General features: G+C 61.2%; 11 protein-coding genes. 4 read left to right on the top strand and 7 right to left on the bottom strand.

From position 1 onward, the window contains the following. The first annotated feature begins 52 nt into the window (after positions 1-52). The gene (locus QMY55_RS03665) at positions 53-598 is read left to right on the top strand and encodes a DUF3293 domain-containing protein (protein WP_283487352.1); all 546 of its coding nucleotides are present in this window, start codon (positions 53-55) and stop codon (positions 596-598) included. Positions 599-679: 81 nt separating this feature from the next. Here QMY55_RS03665 and QMY55_RS03660 read toward each other — a convergent pair whose 3' ends face one another. The 3 genes from QMY55_RS03660 to QMY55_RS03650 all read right to left on the bottom strand — a co-directional run bounded on the left by QMY55_RS03660 (position 680) and on the right by QMY55_RS03650 (position 7879). After that, the gene (locus QMY55_RS03660) at positions 680-2155 is read right to left on the bottom strand and encodes a glutamate synthase subunit beta (RefSeq protein ID WP_283487351.1); all 1476 of its coding nucleotides are present in this window, start codon (positions 2153-2155) and stop codon (positions 680-682) included. A gap of 73 nt (positions 2156-2228) precedes the next feature. Further along, positions 2229-6989: a glutamate synthase-related protein gene (locus tag QMY55_RS03655; protein WP_283487350.1), complete on the bottom strand. Its 4761-nt coding sequence runs from the start codon at positions 6987-6989 to the stop codon at positions 2229-2231. A gap of 182 nt (positions 6990-7171) precedes the next feature. Beyond that, a complete protein-coding gene (locus tag QMY55_RS03650; protein ID WP_283487349.1) occupies positions 7172-7879 on the bottom strand; it encodes a transposase in 708 nt (235 codons plus the stop codon). Positions 7880-8015: 136 nt separating this feature from the next. Here QMY55_RS03650 and pcaF point away from each other — a divergent pair, with 136 nt between their 5' ends. Continuing rightward, positions 8016-9227 (top strand): 3-oxoadipyl-CoA thiolase, encoded by a 1212-nt coding sequence (gene pcaF / locus QMY55_RS03645; RefSeq protein ID WP_283487348.1) that lies wholly within the window; start codon positions 8016-8018, stop codon positions 9225-9227. 20 nt (positions 9228-9247) lie between these two features. On the opposite strand, the gene QMY55_RS03640 is transcribed toward pcaF, so the two are convergent. Next, complete coding sequence (locus QMY55_RS03640; RefSeq protein ID WP_283487347.1) at positions 9248-10096, bottom strand: MurR/RpiR family transcriptional regulator; 849 nt, start codon at positions 10094-10096, stop codon at positions 9248-9250. Between the two features lie 243 nt (positions 10097-10339). Here QMY55_RS03640 and tal point away from each other — a divergent pair, with 243 nt between their 5' ends. Next, the gene (tal, locus tag QMY55_RS03635) at positions 10340-11299 is read left to right on the top strand and encodes a transaldolase (RefSeq protein WP_283487346.1); all 960 of its coding nucleotides are present in this window, start codon (positions 10340-10342) and stop codon (positions 11297-11299) included. Positions 11300-11315: 16 nt separating this feature from the next. Next, positions 11316-12923 (top strand): glucose-6-phosphate isomerase, encoded by a 1608-nt coding sequence (gene pgi, locus QMY55_RS03630; RefSeq protein ID WP_283487345.1) that lies wholly within the window; start codon positions 11316-11318, stop codon positions 12921-12923. A gap of 53 nt (positions 12924-12976) precedes the next feature. Here pgi and QMY55_RS03625 read toward each other — a convergent pair whose 3' ends face one another. The 3 genes from QMY55_RS03625 to QMY55_RS03615 all read right to left on the bottom strand — a co-directional run bounded on the left by QMY55_RS03625 (position 12977) and on the right by QMY55_RS03615 (position 16858). Next, a complete protein-coding gene (locus QMY55_RS03625) occupies positions 12977-13783 on the bottom strand; it encodes a hypothetical protein (RefSeq protein ID WP_283487344.1) in 807 nt (268 codons plus the stop codon). A 103-nt stretch (positions 13784-13886) separates the two neighbouring features. Next, a complete protein-coding gene (locus tag QMY55_RS03620; RefSeq protein WP_283487343.1) occupies positions 13887-15401 on the bottom strand; it encodes an alkaline phosphatase in 1515 nt (504 codons plus the stop codon). Between the two features lie 38 nt (positions 15402-15439). Further along, positions 15440-16858 (bottom strand): alkaline phosphatase, encoded by a 1419-nt coding sequence (locus QMY55_RS03615; RefSeq protein ID WP_283487342.1) that lies wholly within the window; start codon positions 16856-16858, stop codon positions 15440-15442. Positions 16859-17064: the final 206 nt, after the last annotated feature.

Genomic DNA, 17064 nt, shown 5'->3' with positions numbered 1-17064 from the left:
GCCCACTACAAAATAATCCCGTTCACCGCATTCGAAGCTTGATAAACAGGCCATGAATCAGCAAAAAACAGGGCTGCCTGTGTCATTGCAGCGAGCCTATTGCCGCGCCATATACCGCGTACATGGTGAATCCGGCCCCGCAAGCGATTGGTGGCTGCAGGTCGGCACGCATCAGCCCCGGCTGCTGGCTGGCTACGCGCAGCACCGAGTCTGCTGCGCTACCTATCTGACGGCCTGCAATCCACACGGACAACTGCTCAACGCCAATGACAATGCCCTACGCATGCGCCAATTGTGCGAAGCCTTGGCGGCTGAAGGCTGGGTCTTCGGCACCGGCTTCGGCGAGGACCCGCAGGGCCGATGGCCCGGCGAAGCCAGCGTGCTGATCTGGGGCATGGACGCGCTCACGGCCCGGATCTGGGGCGAGCAATGGCAGCAGAACGCCGTGCTCTGGTGCAGCGCCGATGCCGTACCCCAGTTGCTCTGGCTGAGACAGATCTTTTTTGATAGCAGCTTGCGCGCACCTGCACTGAAAGCAGCAGTTGAATCTGCTTCAAACCCTGATTCATCAAGCGCAAGCTGCTATCAGCTCAGCTAGCAATCAGTTTTGCCATAAAAAAGGCGCCCTTGAGGGCGCCTATGAGAACCTTGGAAAGGCCTTGACTCGCAAGGCTGCGGCTCAACGCGGCAGTTCGCTGGCGCCCATCAGGAACTCGTCCACGGCACGCGCTGCCTGGCGGCCTTCGCGAATAGCCCACACGACCAACGACTGGCCGCGGCGGATGTCGCCGGCGGCGAACACCTTGGGCACGCTGGTGGCATAGCCGCCGATGAAGTCGGTGCTGGCCTTGGCGTTGCCGCGTGCATCCTTGTCGACGCCAAAGGCTTCGAGCACAGTGGCCACCGGATTCACAAAGCCCATGGCCAGCAGCACCAGATCGGCGGGCCAGACCTTTTCCGTGCCGGGCACTTCGCTCAGCTTGCCGTCCCTGAACTCGACCTGCACGGTGGTCAGGCTCTTGACCTTGCCCTTTTCGCCGCCGAACTCCTTGGTCGAGATCGCGAACTCGCGCACCACGCCTTCTTCGTGACTGGACGAGGTGCGCAGCTTGATCGGCCAGTAAGGCCAGACCAGAGGCTTGTTCTCCTGCTCGGGCGGCATGGGCATGACCTCGAACTGGGTCACGCTCTTGGCGCCATGGCGGTTGGAGGTGCCCACGCAGTCGGAGCCGGTGTCGCCACCGCCGATGACGATGACATGCTTGCCGTCGGCACGGATCTGGCCCTTGAGCTTGTCGCCCGCGTTGACCTTGTTCTGCTGGGGCAGGAACTCCATCGCGAAGTGCACGCCTTCCAGATCGCGGCCGGGCACGGGCAGATCACGCGACTGCTCGGAGCCGCCGGTCAGCAGCACGGCGTCGAACTCGGCATTGAGCTGCTCGGGGCTGATGGTTTCCTTGGCCCAGTTGGTGACCTTGGAATCCTTGCCCAGACCGTCCTTGCCGGCAATCAGCACGCCGGTGCGGATCTTCAGGCCTTCGGCCACCATCTGCTCGACACGGCGGTCGATCAGGCCCTTGTCCAGCTTGAAGTCGGGAATGCCGTAGCGCAGCAGGCCGCCCACGCGGTCGTTCTTCTCGAACAGGGTCACGTCGTGGCCGGCGCGCACCAGCTGCTGGGCCGCTGCCATGCCTGCAGGGCCGGCACCGACCACGGCCACCTTCTTGCCGGTCTTGTGCTTGGCAGGCAGGGGCTTGACCCAGCCTTCGCTCCAGGCACGGTCGATGATGGAGTGCTCGATGGACTTGATGCCGATGGCGTCGCCATTGATGTTGGCCACACAGGCCGCTTCGCAGGGTGCGGGGCAGATGCGGCCCGTGAACTCGGGGAAGTTGTTGGTGCTGTGCAGCGTGGTGATGGCGTTCTTCCAGTCACCCTGGTACACGAGGTCGTTGAAGTCCGGAATGATGTTGTTGACCGGGCAGCCGTTGTTGCAGAACGGCGTGCCGCAGTCCATGCAGCGTGCAGCCTGCACCTTGGCCTGATCGGTCGTCAGGCCGATGACGAATTCCTTGTAGTGCTTGAGACGTTCCGCAACGGGGGCATAGCCCTCTTCGATGCGCTCGTATTCCATGAAGCCGGTGGTCTTTCCCATGATCTTTAATCCTTGAAATCTGTGTTCGCTTGCAGTGCGGTGGCCGCCTGGCCGCCACCGCTTCGAGCCGTGTTTACTTGGCGGCTACTGCTTCTTTTTGAGGAGCTGCTGGCGCTTTCGCAGCTTGCTTTTCCTTCTGTTTGCGTTCAAAGATCTCGCCGAGTGCACGCTGGTACTCGGTCGGGAACACCTTGACAAACTTGGCACGCGCTGCGGCCCAGTTGTCCAGCAGATCACGGGCACGCTTGGAACCCGTCCAGCGGCTGTGAGCCTCCACCATATTGCGCAGTTGCTGATCGTCGCTCTGGCCGCGGTGCCAGATGCCGGGATCGACACGCGAGACAAACTCGTCGTGCGGCAGCACCTTCTCCAGCTTCACCGAAGCGGTGTTGCAACGCTCGGCAAACTTGCCGTCCTCGTCGTAGACATAGGCCACGCCGCCGCTCATGCCGGCCGCGAAGTTGCGACCGGTCTTGCCCAGCACGACTACGGTACCGCCGGTCATGTATTCGCAGCCGTGGTCACCCACGCCTTCGACCACCGCCGTGGCACCCGACAGGCGCACGGCAAAGCGCTCGCCGGCCACGCCGCTGAAGAAGGCCTCACCGCTGGTGGCACCGAACATCACGGTGTTGCCCACGATGGTGTTGGTCGTGGTCGAGCCACGGAACTCATGGCTGGGATGCACCACCACACGGCCGCCGGACAGGCCCTTGCCGGTGTAGTCGTTGGCTTCGCCGCTGAGGTTCAGCGTGATGCCGTTGCACAGGAAGGCACCGAAGGACTGGCCGCCCGTACCTTCGAAGTGGATACGGATGGTGTCGTCTGGCAGGCCTTCGGCGTGATGCTTGGTCACTGCGCCCGAGAGCATGGCACCGACGGAGCGGTTCACGTTGCGCGCCACTTCCATGATGCGCACCTTCTCGCCGTTTTCGATGGCGGGCTTGCAGCGCTCGATGAGCTTGACGTCCAGCGCCTTGTCCAGCAGGTGATCCTGGCTTTCCACGTGGTAGCGGGCCACGTCGGCAGGCACTTCGGGCTGGGCGAACAGACGGCTGAAGTCCAGGCCCTGAGCCTTCCAGTGCGCGATGCCCTTGCGGGTGTCGAGCAGGTCGCTGCGGCCGATCAGGTCGTCGAACTTGGCGATACCCAGCTGGGCCATGATCTGGCGCACTTCTTCGGCGATGAAGAAGAAATAGTTCACCACATGCTCGGGCTTGCCGGTGAACTTGGCACGCAGCACGGGGTCTTGCGTGGCCACGCCCACGGGGCAGGTGTTGAGGTGGCACTTGCGCATCATGATGCAGCCTTCCACCACCAGCGGAGCCGTGGCGAAGCCGAACTCGTCGGCCCCCAGCAGAGCACCGATGACCACGTCGCGGCCGGTCTTCATCTGGCCGTCGGCCTGCACACGCACACGGCCGCGCAGACGGTTCAACACCAGGGTCTGCTGGGTCTCGGCCAGGCCAATTTCCCAGGGGCCGCCCGCATGCTTGATGGAGGACCAGGGCGAGGCACCGGTGCCGCCGTCGTGCCCTGCGATCACCAGGTGATCGCTCTTGCACTTGGTCACGCCTGCGGCGATCGTGCCCACACCGACTTCGGACACCAGCTTGGTGCTGATGCTGGCGTGCGGAGCCACGTTCTTGAGATCGTGGATCAGCTGTGCCAGGTCTTCGATCGAGTAGATGTCGTGGTGAGGAGGAGGCGAGATCAGGCCCACACCGGGCACCGAGTGACGCAGTGCACCGATGTAGTCGGAGACCTTGCCGCCGGGCAGCTGGCCGCCTTCGCCGGGCTTGGCGCCCTGGGCCATCTTGATCTGGATCTGGTCCGAGGATGCCAGGTATTCGGCAGTCACGCCGAAACGACCGGACGCGACCTGCTTGATCTTGGAGCGCAGCGAGTCGCCGGCCTGCAGTTCAATGTCCGACTCGACCTTGTCCTTGCCGATGATGGAGGCCAGGGTTTCACCCTTGCTGATGGGAATGCCCTTGAGCTCGTTGCGATAGCGCTTGGGATCCTCGCCGCCTTCGCCGGTGTTGCTCTTGCCGCCGATGCGGTTCATGGCCACGGCCAGGGTGGCATGGGCTTCGGTGGAGATGGAGCCCAGCGACATGGCACCCGTGGCAAAGCGCTTCACGATCTCCTTGGCAGACTCGACCTGGTCCACGGGAATGGCTTTGGCGGGATCGAACTTGAACTCGAACAGGCCGCGCAGCGTCATGTGGCGCTTGGTCTGGTCGTTGATCAGTTGGGCGTATTCCTTGTAGGTGCTGAAGTTGTTGGCACGCGTGGAGTGCTGCAGCTTGGCGATCACGTCAGGTGTCCACATATGCTCTTCGCCACGGGCACGCCAGGCGTACTCGCCGCCGGCATCCAGCATGGTTTCCAGCACGGGGTCGTCGCTGAAGGCTGCCACGTGGTTGCGGATGGTTTCCTCGGCGATCTCGAAGACGCCGATACCTTCCACGCGGCTGGCCGTGCCCGTGAAGTACTTGTCCACGGTCTCGCTGTTCAGGCCCACGGCTTCGAACAGCTGCGCACCGCAGTAGGACATGTAGGTGGACACGCCCATCTTGGACATGATCTTGGACAGACCCTTGCCGATGGCCTTCACGTAGTGATAGATGGCCTTGTCGGCAGTGATGGGCGCAGCTTCGCGGCTGAAGATGTCGACCAGGGTCTCCATCGCCAGGTAGGGGTGCACGGCTTCCGCGCCGTAGCCGGCCAGCACGGCGAAGTGGTGCACTTCGCGGGCCGTGCCGGTCTCCACCACCAGACCGGCGGTGGTGCGCAGACCTTCACGCACCAGATGCTGGTGGATGGCAGACAGGGCCAGCAGCGCAGGGATGGCCACTTGCGTGGCGCTCATGTTGCGGTCGCTGATGATCAGGATGTTGGCACCGCCCTTGATCTCGTCCACGGCGTGGGCGCACAGCGAGGCCAGCTTGGCTTCCACACCCTGCTTGCCCCAGGACAGCGGGTAGGTGATGTCGATCGTCGAGCTCTTGAACTTGCCGTTGGTGTGCTTCTCGATATCGCGCAGCCGCGCCATGCCTTCGAAGTCGAGCACGGGCTGCTGCAGCTCCAGGCGCATGGGCGGGTTGACTTGGTTGATGTCCAGCAGGTTGGGCTTGGGCCCCACGAACGACACCAGCGACATCACGATCGCTTCGCGGATCGGGTCGATGGGCGGGTTCGTCACCTGGGCGAACATCTGGCGGAAATAGTTGTAGAGCGGCTTGTTCTTGTCGGACAGTACAGCCAGCGGGCTGTCGTTGCCCATGGAGCCAATGCCTTCCTCGCCCTTTTCGGCCATGGGTGTCAGCAGAAACTTGATGTCTTCCTGCGTGAAGCCAAAGGCTTGCTGGCGGTCCAGCAGAGACAGCTCGGTCTTGGCTGCAGGGGCCTTGAAATCGGCGGGGATTTCCACCTCGTCGAGCTTGATGCGCAGGTTCTCGATCCACTGCTTATAGGGCTTGGTGTTGACGACGTTGGCCTTGAGCTCTTCGTCTTCGATCATGCGACCCTGCTCCAGGTCGATCAGCAGCATCTTGCCGGGCTGCAGGCGCCACTTGCGCACGATCTTGCTATCGGGCACGGGCAGCACGCCGGCTTCGGAAGCCAGGATCACCATATCGTCGTCGGTGATGCAGTAGCGCGAGGGACGCAGGCCGTTGCGGTCCAGCGTGGCGCCGATCTGGCGGCCATCGGTGAACACGATGGAGGCGGGGCCGTCCCAGGGCTCGATCATCGCGGCGTGGTATTCATAGAAGGCGCGGCGGCGCTCGTCCATGGCCTCGTGCTGCTCCCAGGGCTCGGGAATCATCATCATCACGGCCTGGCTGATGGGGTAGCCGGCCATGGTCAGCAGTTCCAGGCAGTTGTCGAAGGTGGCCGTGTCGGACTGACCGGCAAAGCTGATGGGATAGAGCTTTTGCAGGTCTTCGCCCAGCACGGGAGAGGCCATCACGCCTTCGCGCGCCAGCATCCAGTTGTAGTTGCCGCGCACGGTGTTGATTTCACCGTTGTGGGCCACATAGCGGTAGGGGTGGGCCAGGGGCCACTCGGGGAAGGTGTTGGTGGAGAAACGCTGGTGCACCAGACCGATGGCCGAGACGCAACGCTCGTCTGCCAGATCGCGATAGTAAACACCCACCTGATCGGCCAGCAGCAGGCCCTTGTAGACCACGGTGCGGCTGCTCATGCTCGGAACGTAGTATTCCTTGCTGTGCTTGAGGCCCAGGTTCTGGATGGCAGCCGAGGCCGTCTTGCGGATCACGTACAGCTTGCGCTCCAGCGCGTCCTGCACGATGACATCGGCGCCACGGCCGATGAAGACCTGGCGCAGGATGGGCTCCTTTTCCTGCACGGTAGGCGACATGGGCATGTCGCGGTTCACCGGCACATCGCGCCAGCCCAGCAGCACCTGGCCTTCGGCCTTGATGGCGCGCTCCATCTCCTGCTGGCAAGCCAGGCGCGAAGCATGTTCCTTGGGCAGGAAGATCATGCCCACGCCATATTCGCCGGCGGGGGGCAGTGCCACGCCCACGGAACCGTCAGGGGCCGTACCGGCCCGGGCCATTTCTTCGCGGTAGAGCTGATCGGGGATCTGGATCAGGATACCAGCACCGTCGCCCATCAGGGGGTCGGCGCCCACCGCACCGCGATGGTCGATGTTTTCGAGGATCTTCAGTGCCCCCAGCACGATGTCATGGCGCTTCTGGCCCTTGATATGGGCCACAAAGCCCAGACCGCAGGCATCGTGTTCGTTGCTCTTGGAGTACAGACCGTGGTCCTGGAGATACTTGATCTCGGCAGCAGTCGTCATGGGGAATCCTCTTATATCAATCGCGGGGAACGCAAGATTACGACAGGACATGAAGTTATGCAATAAGTTTTAATTGGGGTCAGATTCCAATTAATTCCCAACTTTTTTTATTTGCATTTAATTAGGGACACATAAAAACAGCACAAAGCAATCCAATAAAAACAAGGGGTTGAAAGAACCACCTAGTCCTTGTGCACCGAAGCTGTGCGTGCTGCAGGCCTGCCGGCCTTCTGCCGCTTCACGCGCCGCTCGGTTTTCTGTTGCAAATTTTCAATGAAATCGGGCTCGCCCAGCGCCCAGCCACGCAGTGCGGCATGGCTGATCTGCTCCTGGGTGTCCGGGTCGAGACCTGCCTCCACGGCCCTGACATAAGCAGCATCTCTGGCAAACGGCGTGTTGCCCAGAGCCCAGAAAAGTGCGTGCGGGCTGATGAGCGCATCGCTTTGCAGGCCTGCGTTGTGCGCATAGCTGGACCAGGGCCAGTCCACCGCGCGCTGCACCAGCCCGTCGCGCACGGGATTGAGATCCATGGAGACCATGGTGGCCATCAGCCACTGCTCGGCCTGCAGCACGGTGCAGCGGTAGCGCCCCTCCCAGAGGGTGCCGGTACGTCCGTGCCGGTTGTTGAAGTAGCGCACATAGCTACGCCCCACGGCCTGCATGAAATGGGGCACGCCCTGCACGGTTCTGGGCGTCAGCAGCAGATGAAAGTGGTTGGGCATGAGCACATAGGCATGCACATCGACCTCGAAGCGCCGCGCCATCTCGCGCAGCAAATCCAGCATGACCAGGCGGTCCTGCGCGTCCACAAAGATCTCGCCGCCATTGTTTCCGCGCTGGATGATGTGATGCGGCAGATTTGCCAGCGTAAGACGGGGAAGACGGGCCATGATTGCAAGCTATTCAGAAGTCAGCACTTTCATTATCCGGCCAGACGTTGTCACCAGTGTGCGCCGACATTTTTTACCGGCGCCTCTAGACTGCGGCAGGAACTATCCATTGCATGACGAGACATCCGGAGACTTTATGGCAAGCAGCACACAGGCTTTTATCTGCGACGCAATCCGCACGCCCATTGGCCGCTATGGCGGCGCGCTCTCAGGCGTGCGCACCGATGATCTGGCCGCCCTCCCCATCAAGGCACTGATGGAGCGCAATCCCACCGTGGACTGGAAAGCCGTGAGCGATGTGATCTATGGCTGCGCCAACCAGGCCGGTGAGGACAATCGCAATGTGGCACATATGGCATCCCTTTTGGCAGGCTTGCCCGTGGAAGTGGCCGGAGCCACTATCAACCGCCTATGCGGCTCCGGCCTGGATGCTGTGGGTATTGCGGCTCGCGCCATCAAATCGGGAGAAGCCCGGCTGGTGATTGCCGGTGGCGTGGAAAGCATGAGCCGGGCACCCTTTGTCATGCCCAAGGCCGACTCAGCCTTCAGCCGCAGCAATGCCATCCATGACACCACGATTGGCTGGCGCTTCATCAACAAACAGATGAAGGCCCTCCACGGTGTGGATTCCATGCCCGAGACAGCAGAAAACGTAGCCAGCGATTTCAAGATCGAACGCGATGCGCAAGACCGCATGGCACATGCCAGCCAACAAAAGGCTGCCGCTGCAATCGCGGCAGGATATCTGGCCAAGGAAATCGTGCCGGTCGCCATTCCTCAACGCAAGGGAGAGCCCACACTGGTCAGCCAGGATGAGCACCCTCGCGCTACCACGCTGGAAGCGCTTGGCAAGCTCAAAGGCGTGGTTCACCCCGAAGGCACGGTAACCGCAGGCAATGCATCCGGCGTCAATGACGGAGCCTGCGCATTGCTGCTGGCCAATGATGAAGCGGTCAAACAATACGGACTTCGCCCTAAGGCACGCGTCGTCGGTATGGCAGTCGCTGGCGTGCCGCCTCGCATCATGGGCATAGGCCCTGCACCCGCCACACGTAAGGTATTGGAGCTGACGGGCCTGACGCTTGAACAGATGGACATCATCGAGCTCAACGAGGCTTTTGCAGCTCAAGGTTTGGCCGTGCTGCGCGAACTCGGTCTGAAAGACGATGACTCCCGCGTCAACCAGTGGGGAGGAGCCATCGCGCTGGGCCACCCTCTTGGGGCATCAGGCGCACGCCTGGTCACCACCGCTGTCAACCAGTTGCACACCCTGGGTGGACGCTACGCCTTGTGCACCATGTGCATTGGCGTCGGCCAGGGCATTGCCATGGTGATCGAGAAAGTCTGAAACTCCTGATTTAATAGCTACTAGCCTGTGTAGCGCTTGGCTCTAAGGTTGTTTTTCATCTGTTCCAGCGCAGGCTGCAGTGCTGGACCGATGCGCAGGGCCACACATGTCGCCAGCACGTCGATGATGAGCAAATGCAGCAGGCGCGACACCATGGGGCTGTAGCGGTCATAGCCCTCGGGGTGGTCGGCCGCCAGATGTATCTGGCAAGCCGATGCCAATGGTGATCCGCTGGCCGTGATGGCAATGGTGGTCGCTCCGTTCTTGCGGGCGATATCTGCAGCATCCATCAGGTCTCGTGTACGACCCGAGTTGGAAATGATCACCACGCAGTCACCAGGCCCCAGCAGGGTGGCACTCATCACCTGCATATGCCCATCGCTGGTGGCCAGACTGGTCACACCCAGGCGAAAGAATTTGTGCTGGGCATCCAGAGCCACAATGCCCGAGTTGCCCGCGCCATAGAACTCGATGCGCTTGCCTGTCTGCCAGGTTGCGGCAATGGCCTGCGCGGCCTGCTCGATTGCAGCCGTGCTGGCAGCATTGCGGTACTGCAAGAAGGCCGCCACCGCGTTATCCACCACCTTGACCATGACATCGCTGGTCTTGTCGTCGCTGTCCACGCTGCGGTGAATAAATGGCACGCCTTCGCTGACACTGCCAGCCAGCTTGAGCTTGAAATCAGCCAGGCCGTCATACCCCATGCTGCGGCAAAAACGCACCACGGTCGGCTTGCTGACATGCGCCCGCACAGCCAGCTCACGTACCGGCAGATGCGCAAACACCCTTGGATCCGCCAGCACCAAACGCGCCACACGCTGCTCTGCTGGCGCCAAGGACGGAAGGGAGGCGGTGATGCGATCAAGCATAGGAGCAGCAGATAAGGGCAGAAGAATTGAAGGGCAGGAATGCTCAAGCATAAGACCGAAGTGAAGTCCCAGACGGCGCAATATGGAAAAACGTCCATATTTAGCTCAATAAGCCGAAGCAGCATCCACAGAATCACAGCATTTACGTGACAGCTCGCGACAAACCATGAGCTGTCATCGTTTTCTGCAGAAGATTCACCCTCTACACTTATCCAATCGTCTGAATAACAGCAAAGGATGGACATGAATCAGTTGGAGGCTCTCAAGCAGTTCACCACCGTCGTCGCAGATACCGGTGATTTTCATCAACTGGCGCAATTTCAGCCTCAGGATGCAACCACCAATCCCTCTCTGATTCTCAAGGCCGTTCAAAAGCCTGAATATGCTCCGCTGATGCGCGCCACCGTGGCCCAATTCAAGGATCGCGATCTCGGCGAAATCATGGACCGGATTCTGGTGCGCTTCGGTTGCGAGATTCTGAATACCATTCCAGGCCGTGTTTCCACCGAGGTCGATGCACGCCTGTCTTTCGATACCAACGCCACCGTCACCCGTGCCGAACGCCTGATCGAGCTCTATCAAGCTGCGGGAGTGCACACAGATCGGGTACTCATCAAGATTGCCGCCACCTGGGAGGGCATTGAAGCCGCCCGCATGCTGGAGCAGCGCGGCATTCACACCAATCTGACCCTGCTGTTCTCCTTCTGTCAGGCCGTGGCCTGCGGACAGGCCAAGGTTCAGTTGATCTCGCCTTTTGTGGGCCGTATCTACGACTGGTACAAGAAGCAGGCCGGCGCGCAATGGGACGAAACTGCCATGGCTGGCGCCAACGATCCCGGCGTTCGCTCGGTCGCCCAGATTTATCACTACTACAAGCACTTCGATATCGCCACCGAAGTCATGGGTGCAAGCTTTCGTAACACCGGGCAGATTCTGGCGCTGGCCGGCTGCGACCTGCTTACCATTGCACCCGAGTTGCTGGCACAACTGTCCAGCCATGAGACGAGCGCCCAGTTGCGCCCCGCCCTCAACTCGCAAACTGCCAAGGAGCAAGCGCTGGAACGCGTGCTGTACGACCAGCCATCGTTCCGCTTTGCCCTCAACGAAGATGCCATGGCCACCGAAAAGCTGGCCGAAGGCATACGCGCTTTTGCCGTCGATACCCGCAAGCTCGAAGTGCTGATGCAGCAGGCCGCCGCCTGATGGAACGGAAATTCTTTTGACTTCTCTTTGTCACGAACTGCCCGCCTGGCAGTTATTGCAAACCCATTACCAGTCACAGATTCAGCATCTGGATCTGTGCCAGGCTTTTGCACAGGACGAGCAACGTCTGGGCAGTTTGAGCCTGCAGGCACCGCATGTGTTTGCCGACCTGTCCAAGAACCTGTGGACCACGGAAACCGCTGCGCTGCTGCAGCAGCTTGCCAGGCAGAGCCAGCTCGACGCCAAGCGCGACGCCATGCTGGCGGGCGAGGCCATCAACACCAGCGAGCAGCGCAGCGTCATGCACTGGCTGCTGCGCACACCGCGTGATGGCGGCAATCTGGCGAACTCCTGCGTCGTCAAGCACTGGTCGCCCGCCATGCAGACCGCTTTGGCAGATGTGCATGAGACGCTGGACCAGATGCTGGCCCTGGCCGATCAGCTCAGGAACAATCCGCAGATCACCGATATCGTCAACATCGGCATAGGCGGCTCGCATCTTGGCCCCGAGGTCGTGGTCAATGCACTCGAAGACTGGATAGACAGGGGCAAGAATTTTTACTTTGTCTCCAATGTCGACGGTCACGAACTGGGCCATGTGCTGCGCCGGGTCAAACCTGAAAGCACGCTGTTTCTGATCGCCTCCAAATCCTTCACCACGGCCGAGACCATGCTCAATGCCCGCTCGGCCCGGCAGTGGTTTCTGGACCAGGGTGGCAGCGAAGACCCTGGGGCGGCCTGCTCCGTCGATGCTCATTTTGTCGCACTCACCACCAACAAGAAGGCAGCGGCAGAGTTCGGTATTCAACGCACGCTGGGTTTCTGGGACTGGGTGGGCGGGCGCTTTTCCCTATGGTCTGCCATTGGCCTGCCGATTGCGATTGCCATCGGTTCAAAGCAGTTTCGCGCCATGCTGGGCGGTGCACATGCGATGGATGCGCATTTTTTTGAGACACCCACGACACAGAATCTGCCCGTCCAGCTAGGCCTGCTCGACGTCTGGTATCGCGACTTCTGTCATTTTTCCAGCCGCTGCATTGCCCCCTACAGCCACGGCCTGCGCCGGCTCACCGCCTATCTGCAGCAACTGGAGATGGAAAGCAATGGCAAGCGCGTCACCAAGGACGGACAGCCTCTGGCCGTGCCTTCGGCCCCCGTCATCTGGGGCGAACCAGGCACCAATGGGCAACATGCTTTCTTTCAGATGCTGCACCAGGGCCAGGATGTGATTCCCGTGGAATTCATTGCTTTACGCGACGGAGGCAAATATCTGGGCAAGCATCACCAGAGCCTGGTCGTCAACGCAATTGCCCAAGCCCAGGCCCTGATGGTGGGACGCGATGGAGACGGGGCCGAGAAATTCTGCCCGGGCAACCGCCCCAGCAGCTTTTTGCTGCTGCAGCAGCTGGATCCTGCATCGCTGGGCGCCCTGATTGCACTCTATGAGCACCGGATTTTTGTGTCCGGCGCTATCTGGAATATCAACAGCTTCGATCAGTGGGGAGTCGAGCTTGGCAAAAAACTCGCCAAGCAACTGCATCAGCGTCAGGACAGTCAGGACTGGGAAGGAGTCGACGCCTCAACCCAGGGGCTGATGCAGCGCCTGACCCAGAGCGATCGCTAAACCGGGCCAGACGCCTGGATAGGCGGAAAGCTTTCACGACTCCGACCATGTGATCAGTCCAGCAGATCGGAGTAATCGCCGCGGTCGTAGCCTTCGATCCGCTTCCAGGGCTGTGCCAGCGGCCCAGGCAGGCGTGTGGCAGTGACCACGATGCGCTCCGTGCCATGAGCATCGCCGCGCTCCACGCGGCGAGCGAACTGGTTGGTGATGTCCCAATCGACCACCGTGGTCTGCTCGCCGGCCGCGGCCTTGTAGCGCTGCACACCAGCCTGGGGCTTGCCCACACGCTCCATGCTCTGCAGCGCCGTGGGCGGCACGATCCAGTAAACATTCTCGAACGAGCCGCCATATCCGACATTGCCATGGTGAGCCTGGTCCACCGAGATCACGCGACGCAGCTTGGCCAGCACGACCTCCACCGCCACCTTGCCATCATCCGTGCGGCGCACGGACAACGGCGCGGCACGCGCCTCGTCGTGTGCGTGACCCGCATGCGGGCCATGCTCATGCTCGTGGCCATGCTCCTGACTCTGACGCAGCGCGGCGGGCAGTTCACGCTCAATCCACAGCTGGCCCTTGCGGCGGTAGACACGGTTGGTATAGATGCTGCTGCGCTGTACGCCGTCACTGCCAACACTCATGGCCTCGTAGCTAATGCGCAGATCGGCCTCGGGCGTGGCCTGCACGGCAGCCGAAGTACGGACCATGGCATCAGCCGCCTTGGTGTTGACCGAAGCTGTGGCGGATGCGGGTTTGGCGGTCTGCGCGAGGGCCGGCGAAGCCGCCATGGAGCAAGCCAGCCAGGCGGCCGCAAGCCAGATGCCAGACAGGGAACGAATAGGAAATGCGGAAGAGCTCATGAATGACAGGTGATGGAGACGGTAGATGCACAAAAACCGGCGCCGGGCGCAAGCGCCACGGCTCCGGTCGCAGTTGGCCTCAAGCCAACCCGGATCATGGAAATTACAGGCCTGCGGCTTCCCTGACCTTGCTGAACACCCTGGTGTTGTCCATGGTGCCCTTGAAGATCTTGGCGCCCGCGCCGCTGGCGAACAGCATCACGTCGCCACCGCCATGGGTTTCGGAGCCGGGCGTACCCAGGTTGATGCCCACTTCCTGCAAGAAGTTGTCATCGGTGGTATCCACGGCCGTCAGGTCGTCGCGTGATGTGCCGCGAGCCGGTGCAATCCAGGCCTTGTTGCCATCCTCGGGGTTGACCTGGCTGGAAGCCGTGCCATTGGGGCGGCCGCCATTGCCGAAGACCAGAGTGGTATAGGGCTTGCCATTGGCATCCTTGGACAGATTGCCGCTCTGGTAGTCAGCCACCTTGCCCAGAATCGGATTGCCCAGCTTGGAGTAGCCGTTGAACACCATGTTGTGGTCATGATCGGCGGTCACCACGATCAGCGTGTTCTTCAGGCCCGGGTCCTTTTTCTGCATATAGGCCATGGCGCTTTCAATGGCCTTGTCGAAGGCCAGAGTGTCTTCCAGCGCACGCTTGGCATTGGTGCCGTGCAGGGCATGGTCGATTCGACCGCCCTCCACCATCAGGAAGAAGCCCTTGTTGTTGCGGCTCACCACATCCAGCGCCTTGGTCGTCATATCGGCCAGACTGGGTTCGTCCTTGTTCTGCTTGACACGGTCCAGCTCATAGGACATTTCGCTTTGCGTGAACAGGCCCAGCAGCTTGCCGGCCTTGGTCGCGTCGAGCGCGGCCAGCTCGCTGCCCTTGCTCACGAACGAATAGCCCTTGGCCTTCATCATGTCCACCAGATTGACCTCGTCCGAACGCTTGCTGCCGGCCGTGGACTTCGGAAAATAATTGCGCTGGCCGCCGCCCATGAGCACATCGACACCGTCGCCGAGCTTGAGGTTGTAATTGGCGTGGCCGGGCACGGACTGCTCGGCAATGGTGTTGTAGCCATTGCGGTTGCAGATATGGGCATAGGTCGCAGCGGGCGTGGCGTGACCGACACGCGTCGTCGAGACCGCACCTACCGAGCGGCCCAGAGCCTTGGAGAGCTCCAGCAAGGTCTGCGCGGGCCGGCCGTTGCCGGGCGGGCAGGTCGTGTCTTCGCCATTGATGTACTGCTTGCCGCTGCCGTCAACGGCCGAGGTCTCTGCCGACATGGAGATGACTTCGTTATTCATCTTCACGCCAGTCATATAAGCCGACATGGAAGGCGCGCTGTCCGTGGTCTGGCCGTCAAGCGAGAAGGTCTTGACACGCGCGGCATAGGGCAGCGACTGCATCTGCAGCTTGGCATATTCACTGCTCTTGAGCGAGCCAGGCTGGGCCGCCAGTTGCTTCTCGCCTTTGTAGATGCGAGCAGCCGTGACGGTCACCGGGCCCATGCCGTCGCCCAGGAAGAAAATCACGTTCTTGGCCTCGCCAGCCGCGTATGCGGCAGGCGCCAGCATGGTCAGCGATGCAAAAGCGGCCAGGGCGAGAGAGGTCTTGCGGAAAATCGAATGCATTTGGAATTCCTTGGATGCGGTCTTGACAAGGCGCGGCATCACAGGCCGATGCTCTTCTTGATCAGGCTGAACACTTCGGTGTTGTCGATCACACCAGAGAAGTTTTCGGCTCCCAGACCCTGGGCACCCAGGAACACGTCGGCACCGCCATGGGTTTCGGAGGCCAGCGGCACCACGGCTTCCTGCAGATAGTCGGGGCTTTCCAGCGTGGTGCTGTCGATGGGACCGCGCACATCCTTGCGTCCAGGACCATTGCCGAAGCCGATAATGGTGTAGGGGTTGCCGCCCACATCCTTGGACGGCTGACCAGTCACATAGTCCTTGACCAGGCCCAGAATGCCGGGCTTGCCGGATTCGGTCTTGCCCGTGCGCTGGGCGTAGCCGTTGAGGTGCATCGTGTGGTCGTGGTCGGCAGTAACGACGATCAACGTGTTCTTCAGGCCGGGGTCGACCTGCTGCATCTTGAGCAGTGCCGCCTTGATGGCGTTGTCGAAAGCCACGGTGTCCTGCAGCGCGCGACGGGCATTGGTGGCGTGCAGCGCATGGTCGATGCGACCGCCTTCGACCATCAGGAAGAAGCCCTTCTTCTTGGCCGTCAGCGCATCGATGGCCTTGTCCGTCATCTCGGCCAGGCTAGGCTCCTTGGACGCATCGCGGTCCAGGTCGTAAGCCATATGGTCCTTGGTGAACAGGCCGGCAATCTTGCTGCCGTCCACGGGCAGCTTGTCGAAATCGGCCTTGTTCGCAGCGAAGCTGTACTTCTGCGCCTTGAATTCGGCAATCAGATTGCGCTTGTCGTTGCGCCTGCCACCGTCCTCCTTGGGTGTGAAATAGCTGGAGCCGCCACCGAAGACCACATCCACGCCATCGCCAAGCTTGGCGTTGTAGCCGGAACCGCCCGGCACCAGGGCTGCGGCAATGGTGTTCTCGGCATCGCGGTGGCAGACATGCGAATAGGTCGCAGCCGGCGTGGCATGGGTGATGCGCGCAGTGGAAACCACACCCGTACCATAGCCTGCGGCCTTCATCTCTTCCAGCAGCGTGGGCACGGCCTGACCATTGGAAGTCGGGCAGGTGCTGTCATAGTTGACCTGGTAGGGCTTGCCGTTGGCATCCGTGGCCTTGGTCGCAGCGGTCATGGAGATGACTTCGTTGTTCATCTTCACGCCCGTCATATAGGCTGCCATGGAAGGTGCGCTGTCGGTCACCTGGGCATCGTTCGAGAAGGTATGGACAAACGCCGTCTCGGGCAGTTGGTCCATGGTCAGCTCGCCATCCTCTCCCACGCTGTAGATGCGCGCCGCAGTCATGGTCGTCATGCCCATGCCATCGCCCAGGAAGAACAACACGTTCTTGGTCGGCGCCGCGCTCGTGGACGGGCTGCTGTCGCTGCCACCACAGGCACTGAGCGACAACAGGACGCCAGCCAGTGCACTGCACAACAATTTCTGTTTCATGCGGACCCTCTCATAGATCGGGGGTATGCCGCATCCCATATGCAACATGCCTCCCATTAGATTGATGGAGGCACTGTAAAAAACCAACGTGTCAGCACCATGACTGCTGCATGACAGATCGGGCGCAGCCAGGCGCTAGTTGCTGCGCAGCGGGCCTTGGGTGCATGAAAAAAGCCCTGCCGCAATCAAGCTTGGCAGGGCTCATA

This window comes from Comamonas resistens, from assembly GCF_030064165.1.
GTDB lineage: Bacteria > Pseudomonadota > Gammaproteobacteria > Burkholderiales > Burkholderiaceae_C > Comamonas > Comamonas resistens.
The sequence above is the reverse complement of the archived record's forward strand: the minus strand, read 5'-3'. Positions and strand labels throughout refer to the sequence as shown.